Genomic DNA, 16343 nt, shown 5'->3' with positions numbered 1-16343 from the left:
TTTATTGCAAATTTAGCAAGATAGAGTCGACAATCTTTACTTATACTTAAGGTCGACCGACGTCAGAATAAAGGAATCAATTCAGTGAAGCGTTTAGAGCTAAGTGCAGGATTAGCAAGCAGCCCGCTACTGGCTCAGATTAAGTCCAACAATCACACCATACAAGCGAAACTCAGTTTGTTGTTAACTTGTCTATTTATAGCAATGACAGGTTGGATATTGGGTAAAGTGGTGTGGCTAGCAATGCCTCAAACTTCTGATGTGACTCAATGGAAGCCATCAGCAGGTGCTGTTGCGTCTACGAATAAAAAGGACGCGATTGATTTCAATGCCCTTCAAAATGCGAACTTGTTCGGAAAGTACACCGAGCAAAAGCCGGTCGTAGTAGAACAACCTGTCGTGCAAGATGCGCCTAAAACTCGCTTAAACCTAACACTTGTTGGTGCAGTTGCGAGCAGCAACGCAAAAACGAGCCTAGCGGTGATCGCCAATCGAGGTAAGCAAGCCACTTATGGTATCGGCGAAGAAATTGATGGCACACGTGCAGAATTAAAAGCGGTATTGGTCGATCGTGTGATCATCGACAACCAAGGCCGTGATGAAACCCTAATGCTCGAAGGTATCGAGTACAGCAAACTGTCTGAAACACGTCCAGCAGCCCGCCCGAAAGCGGCGAAAGCGGATAAATCATCAGCGGTGAGTGAGAAGGTCGACCAAATTCGTGCGGAGATTTCCAAAGATCCGCAAAGCGTATTCAAGTACATCAACATTTCTCCAGTCAAAAAGGATGGAGGAATCGTCGGTTATCGCGTCTCACCAGGTCGTGATGCGGCGTTGTTTAATGATGTCGGTCTAAAACCTGGTGATATTGCGGTGCAATTAAATGGGATCGATTTAAGTGATCCTTCATCTTCAGTAGAACTGATGCAAGTGATGAACGATCCGCAAGAACTGAATTTGACTGTTGAGCGCGATGGCCAGCAGTACGACATCTATATCCAATTGTAATACTTAGGCAAGCTGCGTAAGTTCAGGGAGACATACGTGAAACATTGGTTTAGCAAAAGTACTTGGTTACTTGCAGGGACACTACTCTGCGCTCCGGGTGCAATGGCGAACGAGTTTAGTGCCAGCTTCAAAGGCACTGATATTCAAGAATTCATCAATATTGTTGGTCGCAATCTAGAGAAGACCATCATCGTTGACCCGTCTGTACGCGGTAAGATTGACGTACGTAGTTACGACGTTCTTAACGAAAAGCAGTACTACAGTTTCTTCTTGAACGTTCTGGAAGTGTACGGTTATGCCGTTGTCGAAATGGACAATGGTGTGTTGAAAGTCATCAAAGCGAAAGATTCAAAAACGTCAGCAATCCCGGTTTTGGGTGATGACAGTGCGCAAGGCGACAGCGTGATTACCCGTGTGGTTGCGGTGCGTAATGTGTCGGTTCGTGAACTTTCTCCGCTACTGCGTCAACTGATTGATAACGCAGGTGCCGGTAACGTGGTGCACTACGATCCAGCTAACATCATCTTGATCACGGGTCGCGCTGCGGTAGTAAACCGCCTAGCGGAAATCATCAAGCGCGTTGACCAAGCGGGTGACAAAGAAATCGAAGTCGTAGAGCTGCGCAATGCGTCTGCTTCTGAGATGGTGCGTATCGTTGATGCCCTGAACAAAACGACCAATCAAAAGAGCACGCCTGAATTCCTAGAACCAAAAATCGTAGCGGATGAGCGTACTAACTCCATCCTGATTTCTGGTGACCCTAAAGTTCGTGCACGTCTGAAGCGTTTGATTCGTCAACTAGACGTTGAAATGGCGACCAAAGGCAATAACCGCGTGGTTTACCTAAAGTACGCGAAAGCGGAAGACCTAGTTGATGTACTAAAAGGCGTATCTGATAACCTACAGGCTGAGAAGCAAGCAGGTCAAAAAGGCACATCAAGTGCACAGCGTGGTGAAGTGGTGATTGCCGCTCACGAAGCAACCAACTCGCTAGTTTTGACTGCGCCGCCAGATATTATGATGGCACTGCAAGACGTGATCGCTCAGCTCGATATTCGTCGTGCACAGGTTCTGATTGAAGCGCTTATCGTGGAAATGTCAGAAGGCGACGGCATCAACCTAGGTGTCCAATGGGGTAACCTAGAAACTGGCGCAGTGATCCAATACGGCAATACTGGCGCACAAATCGGTAATGTTATGGTTGGTCTTGAAGAAGCGAAAGACACAACTAAAGAAGAGAGTTATTGGAATAGTGACACCAATAAATGGGAAACCCGAAACTACACGGAAGAGGGCGACTATTCGACACTAGCCGCTGCACTTGGTGGTGTTAATGGTGCGGCAATGAGCATCATGATGGGTGACTGGACGGCGTTGATTACCGCTGTGTCATCGGATTCAAACTCAAACATCCTATCTTCTCCAAGCATTACGGTAATGGATAACGGTGAAGCGTCATTCATCGTTGGTGAAGAAGTACCGGTAATTACGGGCTCGACAGCAGGCTCAAACAACGATAACCCATTCCAAACGGTCGATCGTAAAGAAGTCGGTATCAAGCTGAAAGTGGTACCTCAAATCAACGAAGGTGATTCTGTTCAGCTAAACATTGAGCAAGAAGTGTCTAACGTTTTAGGCGCCAATGGCGCGGTGGACGTACGTTTTGCTAAGCGTCAGCTAAACACCTCTGTGATGATCCAAGACGGCCAGATGTTGGTGCTTGGTGGCCTCGTCGATGAACGTGCTCTGGAGAGTGAATCTAAAGTACCGCTACTGGGTGATATCCCAGTGATTGGTCAACTGTTCAAATCAACCAGTACGCAAACTGAGAAGCGCAACCTGATGGTATTCATCAAGCCAACCATCATCCGCGATGGTATGACGGCAGATGGTATTACTCAGCGTAAATACAACTTCATTCGTGCAGAGCAGTTATACAAAGCACAAGAAGGCTTGAAGTTAATGGACGACTCAAATATCCCAGTGATTCCTGAGTTTGGTCAAGATCGTAAGCATCCTGCTGAAATCCAAGCGTTCATTGATCAGATGGTAAAGAATAATGGTTGATATGTTAGACACAGCGCCAAGTATGCGCCGTCTGCCATTCAGTTTTGCCAACCGCTTTAAACTGGTTTTGGAGACGGAGCACCCTGAGCGCCCTCCAATTCTGTATTACGTAGAGCCGCTTAACCCTGCGGCTCTGGTTGAAGTACGTCGAGTACTGAAACAAAACTTTATTCCTCAAGTGATGGACAAAGAAGCGTTCGATAAAAAGCTCACTGAAGCTTATCAACGTGATTCTTCTGAAGCCCGTCAGTTGATGGAAGACATTGGCGCAGACAGTGATGACTTCTTCTCATTAGCAGAAGAGCTGCCTCACGACGAAGATTTGTTGGAATCGGAAGATGATGCGCCAATCATCAAATTGATTAACGCCATGTTGGGTGAAGCGATCAAAGAAGGGGCGTCGGATATCCATATTGAGACTTTCGAGAAAACCCTTTCGATTCGTTTCCGCGTCGATGGTGTATTGCGTGAAGTCTTAACCCCGAGCCGCAAGCTAGCCCCTTTGCTGGTTTCTCGTGTGAAGGTCATGGCGAAGCTGGATATTGCGGAAAAACGCGTACCTCAAGATGGTCGTATTTCACTGCGTATCGGTGGTCGTGCGGTGGACGTGCGTGTATCGACCATGCCTTCATCGCATGGTGAGCGTGTGGTAATGCGTCTACTGGACAAGAACGCGACTCGTCTTGATCTGCATAGTTTGGGTATGACCCCTTCAGTGCATGACAACTTCCGTCATTTGATTGGTCGCCCTCACGGCATCATCTTGGTAACCGGTCCGACAGGTTCGGGTAAGTCGACGACCTTGTACGCGGGCTTGCAAGAGATCAACAGCAACGAACGCAACATTCTGACTGTTGAAGATCCTATCGAATTCGATATCGATGGCATCGGCCAAACACAGGTAAACCCTAAGGTTGATATGACCTTTGCGCGTGGTCTACGTGCGATTCTTCGTCAAGACCCGGATGTAGTGATGGTTGGTGAGATCCGTGACTTGGAGACTGCACAAATTGCCGTGCAAGCCTCTTTGACTGGTCACTTAGTGATGTCAACGCTACACACCAACACCGCAGTTGGCGCAATCACGCGTCTGCGCGACATGGGTATTGAACCCTTCCTGATCTCTTCTTCGCTATTGGGCGTGCTAGCACAGCGCCTAGTTCGTACCCTTTGTTCTGACTGTAAAGAGCCATACGAAGCGGATAAAGAACAGAAGAAACTGTTCGGTCTGGAAGAACACGAATCGCTGGTTCTGCATCGTGCAAAAGGCTGTGAAGTGTGTAACCAAAAAGGTTACCGCGGTCGTACTGGTATTCACGAACTTCTAATGGTGGATGAGAAAGTTCAAGAACTGATCCACAGTGAAGCGGGCGAACAAGAAATTGAAAAAGCCGTACGAGCACACACACCAAGCATTCGTAGCGATGGCCTAAGCAAAGTCAGTCGTGGTATCACTTCTCTTGAAGAAGTCATGCGAGTGACCAAGGAAGCGTAATGGCAGCATTTGAATACAAAGCGCTGGACGCGAAAGGCAAGCAGAAGAAAGGCACCATCGAGGGTGATAACGCTCGTCAGGTGCGCCAACGCCTAAAAGAACAGGGCATGATCCCTGTTGAGGTGATGGAAGCCAAAGCCAAAGCTGCGAAGTCTTCAGGTGCATCAGTTGGATTCAAACGTGGTATCAAAACCGCAGAGCTCGCCCTAATTACGCGCCAGCTATCAACGCTTGTGCAATCTGGCATGCCATTGGAAGAGTGTTTGAAAGCTGTTTCAGAGCAGGCTGAAAAACCACGTATTCGCTCAATGATTGCGGCCGTGCGCTCGAAAGTCACTGAGGGTTATCCGCTTGCAGACAGTTTGGGTGATTATCCACATGTGTTTGACGAGCTATTTCGTTCTATGGTGGCGGCTGGTGAAAAATCCGGCCACTTAGATGCGGTACTTGAGCGTTTGGCGGATTATGTAGAAAACCGTCAGAAGATGCGCTCTAAACTGCTTCAAGCCATGATTTACCCAGTGGTGCTGGTGGTGTTTGCGGTGGGCATTGTGTCATTGCTGCTTTCTTCAGTGGTGCCGAAAATCATTGAGCCAATCATTCAAATGGGGCAAGAGCTACCACAGTCTACGCAAATGCTATTGTCTGCGAGTGAGTTTGTCCAAGAATGGGGCTTAATCATTTTTGTTGTCTTTGTGGTGTTCTTTTACGGTTTAAAACTGGCACTACAGAAACCAAATTTTCGCTTGGCTTGGGACCAAAAAATTCTTAGCTTACCGCTAATTGGCAAGATTTCTCGCGGTCTGAACACATCGCGATTTGCTCGCACCTTATCGATTTGTACTTCAAGTGCGATTCCTATTCTTGAAGGCATGCGTGTGGCAGTTGACGTTATGTCGAACCGTTATGTAAAACAACAAGTGTTAGTGGCGGCAGACAACGTACGTGAAGGTGCAAGTCTGCGTAAAGCCCTTGATCAAACTCGCTTGTTTCCACCAATGATGCTACACATGATTTCCAGTGGTGAGCAAAGTGGTGAGCTTGAAAGCATGTTGACACGTGCGGCGGACAACCAAGACCAAAACTTTGAATCTACAGTGAATATCGCTTTAGGGATCTTCACTCCAGTGCTGATAGCATTGATGGCTGGTCTCGTTCTTTTCATCGTAATGGCGACATTGATGCCAATGTTGGAAATGAATAACTTGATGAGCGGATAAAATTCGAGTTAAGTCGTGTCTACTAATGTCATGGCTTGAATCTAACTTTCGGAGAAAATAATGAAATTTAAACGCAGTAAACAACAAGGCTTTACACTTCTAGAAGTGATGGTTGTTGTCGTTATCCTAGGTATTTTGGCAAGTGTGGTTGTTCCTAACCTACTAGGCAACAAAGAAAAAGCAGACCAACAAAAAGCGATTACTGACATCGTGGCGTTGGAGAATGCGCTGGACATGTACAAGTTGGATAACAGCGTTTACCCAACGACTGACCAAGGTCTAGATGCATTGGTGAACAAACCTTCTAACCCAGAGCCGCGCAACTACCGTGACGGTGGTTACATCAAGCGTCTTCCATCTGATCCATGGGGTAACGAGTACCAATACCTAAGCCCTGGTGACAATGGCACAATTGATATCTTCACTCTAGGCGCTGACGGCCAAGAGGGCGGTGAAGGTCCAGCTGCAGATATCGGCAACTGGAACATGCAAGATTTCCAATAAGCGCTAGCTGAAACCAGCACTAATGAAGCAAATGCAAAAACATCTCGGTTTTACATTGATAGAAATTCTATTGGTGCTGGTTTTGTTATCTCTTACCGCCGTGGCGGTGATCGCTACCTTGCCTACTAGTCAGAAAGACCTTTCCAAACAATACGCGCACAGCTTTTTTCAACGCTTACAACTACTTAATGAAGAAGCCGTGTTAAGTGGCAAAGACTTTGGTCTGCGCGTTGATGATGTTAAATCCACCTACACTTTGTTGAGCCTGACCCAAGATGGTTGGCAACCACTTGAGTTAAAGCAAATCCCAAGCGAAACAAAGCTTGAAGGGGATATCTCAGTGCAATTGGAATTAGGCGGTGGCGCCTGGAGTGACGATGACCGATTGTTCGAGCCCGGCTCGCTGTTTGATGAAGACATGTTTGCCGAGGAAGAGGACAAGAAAAAGAAGAAAGTGAAACCACCTCAAGTGTTCATTTTCTCAAGTGCTGAGATTACGCCATTCACCTTATCTTTCTTTCCTGAAGAAGGGGATGCATTCAATGATGGCTGGCGAATCATTGGTAAAGAAACAGGTGAAATCAAATTGTTAGCACCTGGGGAAGAAGCGGAAGACGATGACAATTCAATATTCTAAGCCAAGCCGTATTGGTTCATCGCACCGCAATGCTCGAGGTATGACGCTACTTGAGGTGCTAGTCGCACTGGCGATTTTTGCTACTGCTGCGATCAGTGTGATTCGCTCAGTGAGTCAGCACATCAATACCGTCAGTTATTTAGAAGAAAAAATGTTTGCAGCCATGGTTGTGGATAACCAAATGGCCAATGTGATGCTCTCGGCGGAAAAACTCAAAGCTAAAAAAGGCACTGAAGAGTTGGCGGGGCGTACTTGGTATTGGAAGGTCACTCCTGTTGCCACCGCGCAGCCATTGCTGAAAGCATTTGATGTCAGCGTCGCAACTGAGAAAGAAGCGAGCCCTGTTGTCACGGTGAGAAGTTATGTTGCTGAGTAATAAGCGATATAAGGCGCCAACAATGAAATCAAATCGAGGTTTTACCTTGATTGAGGTACTGGTTTCGATTGCGATTTTTGCCAGCATGAGCGTGGCAGCTTACCAAGTCGTATCGCAAGTGCAGCGCAGTAATGTTCTGTCGCAAGAACGCACCCAACGCTTGAATGAACTGCAGCGTGCGATGGTGATGATGGATAATGACTTCCGTCAGATGGCCATGCGCCAGGTGCGCACCAATGGCGAAGAACCATCAAAGCAGCTGCTGTTTTGGTCCGAATACCTGCTGGATTCGGATGCGAAAGGCGTGCTGTTTGCGCGTTTGGGTTGGCACAACCCACAACAGCAATTTCCACGTGGTGAAGTCACGAAAGTGGGCTACCGCATTAAAGATGAAGTGCTGCAACGTGTGTGGTGGCGCTACCCAGATACGCCAACAGGGCAAGAAGGCATTGTGACGCCATTGCTTACCAATGTCGAAGAATTCGATATGCGCTTCTTTGATGGAAAATCGTGGAAGAAAACGTGGGAAAACGGCAGTGAGTTACCTAAAGCTGTGTCTGTTATATTGAAGCTGAAAGACTACGGAGAGATCTCTCGTACCTACCTGACACCAAATGGAAAACTGGTATCAAGTGGTCAAGATAACTCTGGTGGTGGTAATTCATCAGGAGACAGCAACTCATCCGGTGGTAACAGTTCATCTGGGGGGAGCGATTCATCTGGAGGCAGTAATGGCTAGTCGTCAACGTGGGGTCGCGCTCCTTATCGTGCTGATGTTACTTGCCATCATGACCACGGTAGCCGCAAGCATGTCAGAGCGATTGTTTCTGCAGTTTCAGCGTGGTTCGAATCAAATTAATTACCAACAAGCTTACTGGTATAGCTTGGGGGTAGAAGCGTTGGCTGAGATTGGTATCGAACAGAGCTATGAAGACGACGATAACATCAACTTAAGTCAGCCTTGGGCGATAAAAGAGCAGGTCTACCCGTTGGATTATGGTCAAGCCGCTGGCCGCATCATCGATAAACAAGCCTGCTTCAATTTGAACGTGTTAGCGAGTGTACAACCCTCCGGGGATTCGACAAATCGTCCATACTTAGTACAAGTCTTCCAACGATTGATGGAAGAGAAAGACGTTGAACCTTATCAAGCTGAAGTGATTGCAGACTCGACTTGGGAATATGTCGATAGTGACAGCACGGTACGTTCTACGGCTGGTGTTGAAGACAGCACTTATGAAGCAATGAAACCGCAATACTTACCACCAAATGGTTGGATGGCCGATGCGAGTGAGTTACGTGCGGTTTACCAAGTGAGTGGCGATATCTACCAGAAGATAGCCCCAATGGTTTGTGCGCTTCCTAGCGATGATTGGCGTTTGAACGTAAACACAATTGACGTTGAACAAGCTCCTATCTTAGTTGCGATGTTTACGCCGGGCCTTAGCAGCAGCGATGCGGTGCAGTTGATAGAAAAGCGTCCTTTTGATGGTTGGGACAGCGTAGATGAATTTTTGTCTGAGTCAGAATTAGCTGGCTTAAGCGATGACGTAAAGAAAAATGCCAAAGGTTACTTAGGAGTCGACAGCGCTTTCTTTGAGCTGGATGTTCAAGTACTGGTGGATGAATCCCGAGTACGCCTCCGTAGCCTTTTACAAAGTACAGATAGAGAAACGGTGACTGTCGTTCGCCGTCGTTTTGGAGGAATCAGTGAGCGAGTTTCTGACCGTTCGGCTGAGTAGCGAACAACAAAGTACCATTCCATGGTTGGTATGGTCGACACAACAGCAAGAAGTGATTGCCAGTGGTGAGCTTGCCGGATGGGAACATCTGGACGAACTGGTTGCTTACGCCGATCAGCGACAAATTGTGGCGCTACTGGCGAGTAATGATGTTGTGTTAACAAAAGTGGATATTCCACCAGGTGCTGCGCGTCAGTTTGACAGCATGCTGCCTTATTTGGTGGAAGATGAAGTCGCGCAAGACGTGGACAACCTGCATTTCACAGTATTAGACAAGCAAGCGGAAGCTGCACAAGTGTGTGCTGTCGAGCGTGCTTGGATTCAAACCATTTTGCAGCGTTTCTCCAGCCAAGGCCTTGTTATCAAGCGTATGCTGCCTGATGTTCTGGCGATGCCTGTTGATGAAGAAAGCAGTTCTGCCGTCCAATTGGGTGAGCAATGGCTGATTCGTCATTCTCAAACTCAAGGTGCGGTTGTCGATGCGTCTTGGCTTGACCTGTACTTATCCTCTTACTTACAAAGTCATGAAGGCTGGAAGCTCGATTGCTACAGCTCTGTGCCTGAATCTGCAGTGTCAGATATCTGGATCGCCAAGCCAGAAGAAATGGCGATGGCTCTTCTGGCGAAAGGAACGACAGAAAGTAAGGTCAACCTACTGACCGGTTCTTTCAAGCCAAAATCCTCTTGGGGTAAGTACGTTAAGGTTTGGCAAAAGGCCGCGATTGCTGCGGGTGTATTACTTGTCGTGTTGGTTGGTCAGCAGTTGTTGATGGTGTATAAGTACGAAGCACAGGCCCAAGCGTATCGTGAAGAGAGTGAGCGCATCTTCCGCCAAGTTTTCCCGAACAAAAAACGCATTCCTACCGTTAGTTACTTGAAGCGTCAGATGACCGATGAAGAGCGTCGTCTGTCTGGTGGTTCGAGTGATGTGGCGATGCTATCTTGGATTGCTGCACTGCCTTCGACATTAGGTCAGGTTAATGATCTTCAGATCACTAGCTTCAAATATGATGGTCAACGTGGCGAAGTTCGTATTCAAGCGAGCAGCTCTGACTTCCAGCCATTCGAGCAAGCTCGTGTGAAATTGGCAGAGAAGTTTAACGTTGAACAAGGTCAGCTGAACCGCAACGGCAATGTTGTGATGGGCAGCTTCGTGTTGAAGCGTCAGTGAGGTGATGATGAAAAACTTAATCGCACAAGCTCAAACTTGGTGGAGTCGCATCTCACAGCGTGAACAACGTTTGGTGATGGGCTGTGGCGCAATTGCTGTGCTAGGTATCATTTATTGGGGCATCTTGCAGCCAATGAATCAACGTGCAGAGCTAGCGCAGTCTCGAATTCAAAGTGAAAAGCAGCTATTAACGTGGGTGCAAAACAAAGCCGATGATATTACCGCACTACGTAAAAGCGGTGGTGTCAGCTTCTCTAATCAACCATTGAACCAAGTAGTCTCCTCATCGGCTCGCCGTTACAAAGTTGAGCTCATTCGCGTACAGCCGCGTAATGACAGTGTCCAAGTGTGGATCAAACCATTGGCGTTTAACCAGATGGTGGATTGGTTGCGTTATCTAAAAGAACAACAAGGGATTGAGGTGGAATTCCTAGACATCGACCGTACCGACCAAGCCGGTATGATTGACGTAAACCGCCTGCAATTTAAGCGAGGTTAAGGTGAAGAAAGCCGTTCTTTATGTGGTGATTTTTATTGCCTTTTTCTCGACCAGTTTGATCGCTGGCTTGCCAATCTCTTGGGTATTGCAACAAGTGCCGACGGTAAGAGGTTTGGATATTCAGGGTGCGCAAGGCACGGTTTGGCAAGGCAGTGCATCCAATGTGCGTTGGCAGCGTCAAAACTTAGGTGAAGTGAACTGGGACTTCCAACTTTCAGGTCTATTTACTGGTAAAGCGGAATTCGCGGTACGTTTTGGTCGTGGGAGCGATATGGACGTGCGTGGACGTGGCTTGGTTGGCTACAGTCTTACCAGCGGTCCATACGCAGAAAACTTAGTTGCGTCGATTCCAGCGGCCAAAGTGGTGGAGCAAGCTCGCCTTCCTGTACCTGTTGGTGTGGATGGCCAGCTCGAGTTGAACATCCGTCATGCGACGTACGCAGCACCTTGGTGTAAGACGGCTGAAGGCACGCTAGTTTGGAGTGCAAGTGGTATTCAAAGCCCACTTGGCAGTCTTGAACTAGGCCCCGTCATTGCTGATTTAAACTGTAAAGACAGCGTGCTTTCGGCATCGGGTGAGCAAAAGAGCAAGCAAGTATCGGCGGCGTTTTCTGCTGAGCTAATGCCAAATCAACGTTACTCTACCAAAGCGTGGTTTAAGCCAGGAGCAGAGTTCCCATCAGGCATGAGTGACCAGCTGAAATGGTTAGGTAATCCAAACGCTCAAGGGCAATACGAGTTTGATTACAAAGGGCGTTTCTAGCCAAATCTGTCATTCAGAACATTATCAAAGAGCTGCCAGTGTGCAGCTCTTTTTGCTTTTGGGTCATGGTAGGCCAAACCCTCTATTCGCTGTACAAGAAATCCAGCTGATTATGGGTTTTGGAGTAAATTGTTGATTTTTAATTGAATAATTTAAGTGTGTACAGCTAAGGAAGCATTTAGATCATAGTAGGCCAAATACTTATATCGCTGTACAAGAAGAAAAAAGAAAGGCCACGAACTCGATTCGTGGCCTTTTAAAATCTAGCAATGGGGCTGATTGGGTTGGGGTTAATCTTTGTGCTGTAGAATCTCATCCCAAGGTAAATCCGCGTCACCCAGTACGATGAAGTTCGGGTTCTCCAACGTCTCGCGCTCATTGTAAGACAGCGGTTCAAGCTGCGTACTGAGAATTCGTCCGCCCGCTTCCTCAACAATGCACTGCGTAGCAGCGGTATCCCACTCGCCAGTTGGACCTAGACGTAAGTAACAGTCCACTGCACCTTCAGCAACAAGGCATGCTTTAAGTGCGGCAGAGCCGAGTGGAATCAAATCGTAATTCCAAGCGCTACTCATGCGGTTCGTGATGCGGTTGATGTCTTGGCGACGGCTGATTGCGATAGCGATGTTTTGCCCAGGTTGTTCATGTTTGTGAGTGTGGATTTTCACGCTCTCAGACATGTCTGGAATCTTCCACGCGCCCTTGCCGTTGTAAGCATAATAAGTCACGCCAGAAACCGGACCGTAAACCACACCCATAGTTGGCTTGTTGTTGTCGATAAGGGCGATAATGGTCGCGAAGTCACCGCTGCGCGCGATGAACTCTTGTGTACCATCAAGTGGGTCAACCAGCCAGTAGCGTTCCCATTGCGCACGTTGCTCTAAGCTGATGTCCGCGGCTTCTTCAGAAAGCACGGGGATATCTGGCGTAAGCTCGCTTAAACGCTCGGTGATCAGTTTGTGCGCGGCGATATCAGCACTGGTGACTGGGGTCTCGTCACTTTTGGTGTAAGCTTCGTACTGCTTTTTCTCGTAAATATCGAGAATCAATTGTCCCGCGCTGCGAGCAATTTCGATGACTTGCGGGAGCAGGTGAGATAAATCTTTTGTCATTGGCATAAGTAATGGTCCTTTCTCACAATTATGGTCCAGCTCTTCGGCTGCGATTAGTTTTGTTTGTGAGTGGTGTTTTGTAAGTGTTTCAGTGCCAACATCAACGCTGTGATGCTTCGTGCTTCACAAAAATCTAAGTGCGTTAATAGTTCTTCCGCTTGCGCTAATGGCCAGCGAACGATTTCTAATGGTTCTGGCTCGTCACCTTCTTGTTTCTCAGGGTATAGGCTCTGTCCCAAGAACAGCGTCATTTTGCTGGAGAAGTAAGAAGGTGCAAGGATCACCTGTTTTAATGGCGTTAGCTCATGAGAGCCAAAACCAATTTCTTCTTTTAACTCTCGATCGGCCGCTTGTAATGGTGTCTCTCCTGGGTCGATAAGACCTTTCGGAAAGCCCAGTTCGTAGCGTTCTGTGCCTGCCGCGTACTCGCGTACTAACAGTAAGTCACCTTGCTCAGTGACAGGCACAACCATCACGGCATCGCGACCACTTGGTTTCATGCGTTCATAAGTACGCAGTTCGCCATTAGAGAAGCGAAGGTCGAGGGCTTCCACAGCAAACAGCTTAGATTGTGCGACCGTCTGACAAGAGAGAATCTCTGGTGGGGTCCTTTTCGACATAACGCTGGCTCCTTAGTATCGTTAACTCATCGAGGGAAATGAGATTTCTTAATATATGAGAAGAAAGCTCGAGTTTCTAGCGTGATGATTCAGCTTAACTCAATTGAAAACAAAAATGGGAGGCAAACGCCTCCCATTTCTCGTCGATATGCATTACTAGCAAGCCATCAGCGACTTAGTAGTAAGAGTGATCACCACGATCGTGCTCAGTTGCATCGCGAACTGCTGTCAGTTCACCAACGAATTGATTAAGAAGCTCTTTTTCAATGCCTTCTTTTAGTGTCACATCGACCATTGAACAGCCGTTACAACCACCGCCAAATGCAACGATAGCAATACCATCGTCCGTGATTTCAACTAGGTTTACGTGACCACCGTGACCTGCAAGTTGCGGGTTCACTTGAGTTTGGATCACGTACTCAACACGCTCTACAAGCGGTGCATCGTCAGACACTTTACGCATTTTTGCGTTTGGCGCTTTTAGCGTTAGCTGAGAGCCCATTTTGTCTGTCACAAAGTCGATTTCAGCGTCTTCTAGAAACGGTAGGCTTAGCTCGTCAATGAATGCCGAGAAACCGCTGTAAGGGATTTCTGTGTCAGTGCCTTCAACCGCTTCTGGTGGGCAGTAAGATACGCCACACTCTGCGTTTTGGGTTCCTGGGTTAACAACGAAAACTCGGATGTTAGTACCTTCAGGTTGTTGGCCTAAAAGGTTGGCGAAATGCGTTTGCGCAGTTTCTGTAATAGTAATATTTGACACGACGAATACCTGAGTAAATTTGTAGGCTATTGCTGCTATTCTACTCCTGTTACCGCCTCGGTCTAGTCTTTTTGATGCTAAGACATGGCGAAGCGATCTAGAGCGAACCGGGCGCAGGAGTTCTGCAGATGCAGTAAATATCGATGCTTTCTACGCCAACTTCAAGTAGTAAATGACATAATTGTCGGACCGTACTACCTGTTGTAACCACATCATCCACAATCGCGACGTGGGAAAAGTCCACCTCACCTTGTAGGGCAAATGCCCCTTGCAAATTTTGCTCGCGACTGGCTTTTTTGTTTCCTCGTTGTGATTGGACGTTTTTGACGCGTTTAAATACCTTGTTTTCATAGCGCACATCTAAATGATGGGATAGGTGTTTGGCCAAGATGTGGCTTTGATTGAAACCTCGTTTTAAGAAGCGCTGCCAGTGAACGGGCACACTTGTAATCACTGGGGCAGGCTGCTCAACTCGCTCTGCTAATAATTGAGTGAGCGCGCCCACATGCCAGACTTCGCCGTGATCTTTAAAACGCTGTACTTGTTGAGAGAGCGGGAAGTCATAATCCCCCAAGGTATACAAACGCCGCCATGGTGGTGGTTCTTTCAGGCATTCTCCACACTCTGTGGCGGCTTGTGATTCCTTTTCTGTCATTTTTAAACCACAACGCATGCAGCGTTCAATTGGTGTGAGGTGGTCAAAACAGTTGTCACACCAACGCATTAGGTTGGGCGTTTGGCGGTGAGGCATGGGAAATCGGCATAATCCGCATTGGCTACTGAGTACGTGATGCATGATGTTTTGCCATTGATGAGATAACATACAATCCATCCGAGGTGAGCGAGTCACCAGACTAAAGCTTGGATTCCTTGGTAAGGAATAAGATAAGTGGGAGAGAACGAGAGCATGAGCACGAATTTACACTGGCAGTCATTTGGTCAAGGACCTGATTTGGTGTTGCTTCATGGTTGGGGCATGAATGGTGCGGTATGGCAGCAGACCGTAGAGTCTCTTCAACCTTATTTTCGAGTGCATGTGGTCGATCTTCCTGGATACGGACACAGCGCAGAATCCCACGCCGAAGACTTAGCAAAAATCGCAGACCTTGTTCTGCAAGACGCACCAGAGAAAGCGGTCTGGCTTGGCTGGTCATTAGGTGGCTTGGTGGCAACCCACATTGCACTTAATGCTCCGCAGCGTGTAAGCAAGTTAATCACGGTAGCAAGTTCACCAAAATTCGCCGCTGAGCGTCCTTGGCGTGGCATTCAACCTAACGTGTTAACCGCATTCACCGATCAATTGCTGGAAGACTTCTCTGTCACTATTGAGCGTTTTATGGCGCTGCAAGCGATGGGCAGCCCTTCTGCGCGCAAAGACGTGAAGCAACTCAAACAAGCGGTGCTATCGCGTCCGCAGCCGAATCCTGATTCATTGTTGGTTGGCTTGAATATTCTTGCCGATGTGGACTTGCGCGATGCGCTGACTTCTCTCTCTATGCCGATGCTGCGTCTTTATGGTCGACTTGATGGTTTAGTGCCAATCAAAGTGGCAAGTGACTTAAGTGAGCAGTTGCCAAGCACTCAGCAGTTCGTTTTCAACCAATCTTCTCATGCGCCGTTCATGACCGAACATGAAGCGTTTTGTCTCCAAGTGCGAGAATTTGCCGCTTAATTAGCGAGTCTACAAATCTAAGCGAATAAAACCCTAAAGCTGCTTAAAAATTGGTCGATATAAGTTTTGGCGAACTCTTCTTTTGGGAGGAGTTTGCTGTATTGACGAGTTGGGCGACTCTGAGGAGGGTTCGCAATGATTGTGTCACCGGCTAACGTAAGCGTGCCACTGATCGCCCCATCCGTTAATGTGCAGACGGAACAAGCTGCTCGTGACAATAAAGTCCGAGAACCTGTGACGCCAACAGTCGCACTGGCGAAAACCAATGCGGAGCGCAAAGTAAAAAGTGATGAGAAGCGGCGACGCCAATCCTCGTGGGACCCATCGGAGCATCCAGACTACGAAGTGGAACCCGAGGTGGATACCCGTTATCACGAAGAACCGGAAGACACGCTAGAACGTCTCTTCGGCTTGCTTGCCCTAAAGAGTTACAGCGAAGATCAGGGTAAGGGCTACGCGATACGCTTTCGACTACCTAAGCGCATTTTGGATGCTGCGGTCAAAGAGGGATTGATGGAAAAGCGCAGGAAGGTGATTAAGTTTCATTATGGTCACTCGGTCGCGCCCCATACACCGTCAGAAGTGATAGCAGTATTATGACGACTCAATATCCTACTCAAATAAAAACGCTCCAAGCAGATCTACTGATTGGAGCGTTTTCTTTTTAGCTATGAAAACGAGCTAGCGGTGAAGCCTA

Annotated in this window: 18 protein-coding genes; 14 read left to right on the top strand and 4 right to left on the bottom strand. The window is 47.7% G+C overall.

Features of this window, described 5'->3' with window-relative positions:
- Positions 1-84: 84 nt before the first annotated feature.
- The 12 genes from gspC to QTO06_RS04910 are packed head-to-tail and all read left to right on the top strand — an operon-like array spanning position 85 to position 11482.
- On the top strand, positions 85-1008 hold the full coding sequence (gene gspC, locus QTO06_RS04965; RefSeq protein ID WP_331407040.1) for a type II secretion system protein GspC: 924 nt from the start codon (positions 85-87) through the stop codon (positions 1006-1008).
- A 36-nt stretch (positions 1009-1044) separates the two neighbouring features.
- Positions 1045-3075, top strand: a complete 2031-nt coding sequence (gene gspD, locus QTO06_RS04960) for a type II secretion system secretin GspD (protein WP_331407039.1) — start codon at positions 1045-1047, stop codon at positions 3073-3075.
- A complete protein-coding gene (gspE, locus tag QTO06_RS04955) occupies positions 3068-4570 on the top strand; it encodes a type II secretion system ATPase GspE (protein ID WP_038890212.1) in 1503 nt (500 codons plus the stop codon). Before gspD ends, gspE begins: the two co-directional genes overlap by 8 nt.
- A complete protein-coding gene (gene gspF / locus QTO06_RS04950; protein ID WP_005430086.1) occupies positions 4570-5790 on the top strand; it encodes a type II secretion system inner membrane protein GspF in 1221 nt (406 codons plus the stop codon). The genes gspE and gspF overlap by 1 nt, the downstream gene beginning before the upstream one ends.
- A gap of 60 nt (positions 5791-5850) precedes the next feature.
- Positions 5851-6294 carry a type II secretion system major pseudopilin GspG gene (gspG, locus tag QTO06_RS04945; RefSeq protein ID WP_005434493.1) on the top strand — a complete coding sequence of 148 codons (444 nt, stop codon included), beginning with the start codon at positions 5851-5853 and terminating at the stop codon, positions 6292-6294.
- Positions 6295-6325: 31 nt separating this feature from the next.
- Positions 6326-6931, top strand: coding sequence for a prepilin-type N-terminal cleavage/methylation domain-containing protein (locus tag QTO06_RS04940; RefSeq protein ID WP_331407038.1), 606 nt, complete (start codon positions 6326-6328; stop codon positions 6929-6931).
- Positions 6912-7307: a type II secretion system minor pseudopilin GspI gene (gene gspI, locus QTO06_RS04935; protein ID WP_331407037.1), complete on the top strand. Its 396-nt coding sequence runs from the start codon at positions 6912-6914 to the stop codon at positions 7305-7307. The genes QTO06_RS04940 and gspI overlap by 20 nt, the downstream gene beginning before the upstream one ends.
- A gap of 22 nt (positions 7308-7329) precedes the next feature.
- The gene (gene gspJ / locus QTO06_RS04930) at positions 7330-8046 is read left to right on the top strand and encodes a type II secretion system minor pseudopilin GspJ (RefSeq protein ID WP_103410352.1); all 717 of its coding nucleotides are present in this window, start codon (positions 7330-7332) and stop codon (positions 8044-8046) included.
- Positions 8039-9049, top strand: coding sequence for a type II secretion system minor pseudopilin GspK (gspK, locus tag QTO06_RS04925; RefSeq protein WP_038890215.1), 1011 nt, complete (start codon positions 8039-8041; stop codon positions 9047-9049). Before gspJ ends, gspK begins: the two co-directional genes overlap by 8 nt.
- Positions 9018-10220: a type II secretion system protein GspL gene (gene gspL / locus QTO06_RS04920; protein ID WP_331407036.1), complete on the top strand. Its 1203-nt coding sequence runs from the start codon at positions 9018-9020 to the stop codon at positions 10218-10220. The genes gspK and gspL overlap by 32 nt, the downstream gene beginning before the upstream one ends.
- 7 nt (positions 10221-10227) lie before the next feature.
- Positions 10228-10719, top strand: coding sequence for a type II secretion system protein M (locus tag QTO06_RS04915; RefSeq protein WP_331407075.1), 492 nt, complete (start codon positions 10228-10230; stop codon positions 10717-10719).
- Position 10720: 1 nt separating this feature from the next.
- A complete protein-coding gene (locus QTO06_RS04910; RefSeq protein ID WP_010650510.1) occupies positions 10721-11482 on the top strand; it encodes a type II secretion system protein N in 762 nt (253 codons plus the stop codon).
- 290 nt (positions 11483-11772) lie between these two features.
- On the opposite strand, the gene cysQ is transcribed toward QTO06_RS04910, so the two are convergent.
- The 4 genes from cysQ to QTO06_RS04890 all read right to left on the bottom strand — a co-directional run bounded on the left by cysQ (position 11773) and on the right by QTO06_RS04890 (position 14797).
- Positions 11773-12600: a 3'(2'),5'-bisphosphate nucleotidase CysQ gene (cysQ, locus tag QTO06_RS04905; protein ID WP_331407035.1), complete on the bottom strand. Its 828-nt coding sequence runs from the start codon at positions 12598-12600 to the stop codon at positions 11773-11775.
- Between the two features lie 47 nt (positions 12601-12647).
- A complete protein-coding gene (gene nudE / locus QTO06_RS04900) occupies positions 12648-13214 on the bottom strand; it encodes an ADP compounds hydrolase NudE (RefSeq protein ID WP_005430103.1) in 567 nt (188 codons plus the stop codon).
- Positions 13215-13389: 175 nt separating this feature from the next.
- Positions 13390-13974, bottom strand: a complete 585-nt coding sequence (gene nfuA / locus QTO06_RS04895) for a Fe-S biogenesis protein NfuA (RefSeq protein WP_005430072.1) — start codon at positions 13972-13974, stop codon at positions 13390-13392.
- A gap of 97 nt (positions 13975-14071) precedes the next feature.
- Positions 14072-14797, bottom strand: a complete 726-nt coding sequence (locus tag QTO06_RS04890) for a ComF family protein (protein ID WP_331407034.1) — start codon at positions 14795-14797, stop codon at positions 14072-14074.
- A gap of 84 nt (positions 14798-14881) precedes the next feature.
- On the opposite strand from QTO06_RS04890, the gene bioH reads away from it, so the two are divergent.
- Positions 14882-15646, top strand: a complete 765-nt coding sequence (gene bioH, locus QTO06_RS04885) for a pimeloyl-ACP methyl ester esterase BioH (RefSeq protein ID WP_005448476.1) — start codon at positions 14882-14884, stop codon at positions 15644-15646.
- A 135-nt stretch (positions 15647-15781) separates the two neighbouring features.
- Positions 15782-16246, top strand: coding sequence for a hypothetical protein (locus QTO06_RS04880; RefSeq protein WP_005430182.1), 465 nt, complete (start codon positions 15782-15784; stop codon positions 16244-16246).
- Positions 16247-16343: the final 97 nt, after the last annotated feature.

Origin of the sequence: Vibrio sp. M260121 (assembly GCF_036533715.1) — a bacterium.
Lineage (GTDB): Bacteria > Pseudomonadota > Gammaproteobacteria > Enterobacterales > Vibrionaceae > Vibrio.
The sequence above is the reverse complement of the archived record's forward strand: the minus strand, read 5'-3'. Positions and strand labels throughout refer to the sequence as shown.

Bases quoted from the DNA above. Each gene is read 5' to 3' on its own strand.
- gspE (WP_038890212.1), top strand. From the start codon at position 3,068: ATGGTTGATATGTTAGACACAGCGCCAAGTATGCGCCGTCTGCCATTC.
- gspK (WP_038890215.1), top strand. From the start codon at position 8,039: ATGGCTAGTCGTCAACGTGGGGTCGCGCTCCTTATCGTGCTGATGTTA.
- cysQ (WP_331407035.1), bottom strand. From the start codon at position 12,600: ATGCCAATGACAAAAGATTTATCTCACCTGCTCCCGCAAGTCATCGAA.
- QTO06_RS04880 (WP_005430182.1), top strand. From the start codon at position 15,782: ATGATTGTGTCACCGGCTAACGTAAGCGTGCCACTGATCGCCCCATCC.
- gspF (WP_005430086.1), top strand. From the start codon at position 4,570: ATGGCAGCATTTGAATACAAAGCGCTGGACGCGAAAGGCAAGCAGAAG.
- gspI (WP_331407037.1), top strand. From the start codon at position 6,912: ATGACAATTCAATATTCTAAGCCAAGCCGTATTGGTTCATCGCACCGC.
- QTO06_RS04890 (WP_331407034.1), bottom strand. From the start codon at position 14,797: ATGTTATCTCATCAATGGCAAAACATCATGCATCACGTACTCAGTAGC.
- nudE (WP_005430103.1), bottom strand. From the start codon at position 13,214: ATGTCGAAAAGGACCCCACCAGAGATTCTCTCTTGTCAGACGGTCGCA.
- bioH (WP_005448476.1), top strand. From the start codon at position 14,882: ATGAGCACGAATTTACACTGGCAGTCATTTGGTCAAGGACCTGATTTG.
- QTO06_RS04915 (WP_331407075.1), top strand. From the start codon at position 10,228: ATGAAAAACTTAATCGCACAAGCTCAAACTTGGTGGAGTCGCATCTCA.
- gspG (WP_005434493.1), top strand. From the start codon at position 5,851: ATGAAATTTAAACGCAGTAAACAACAAGGCTTTACACTTCTAGAAGTG.
- QTO06_RS04940 (WP_331407038.1), top strand. From the start codon at position 6,326: ATGCAAAAACATCTCGGTTTTACATTGATAGAAATTCTATTGGTGCTG.
- gspJ (WP_103410352.1), top strand. From the start codon at position 7,330: ATGAAATCAAATCGAGGTTTTACCTTGATTGAGGTACTGGTTTCGATT.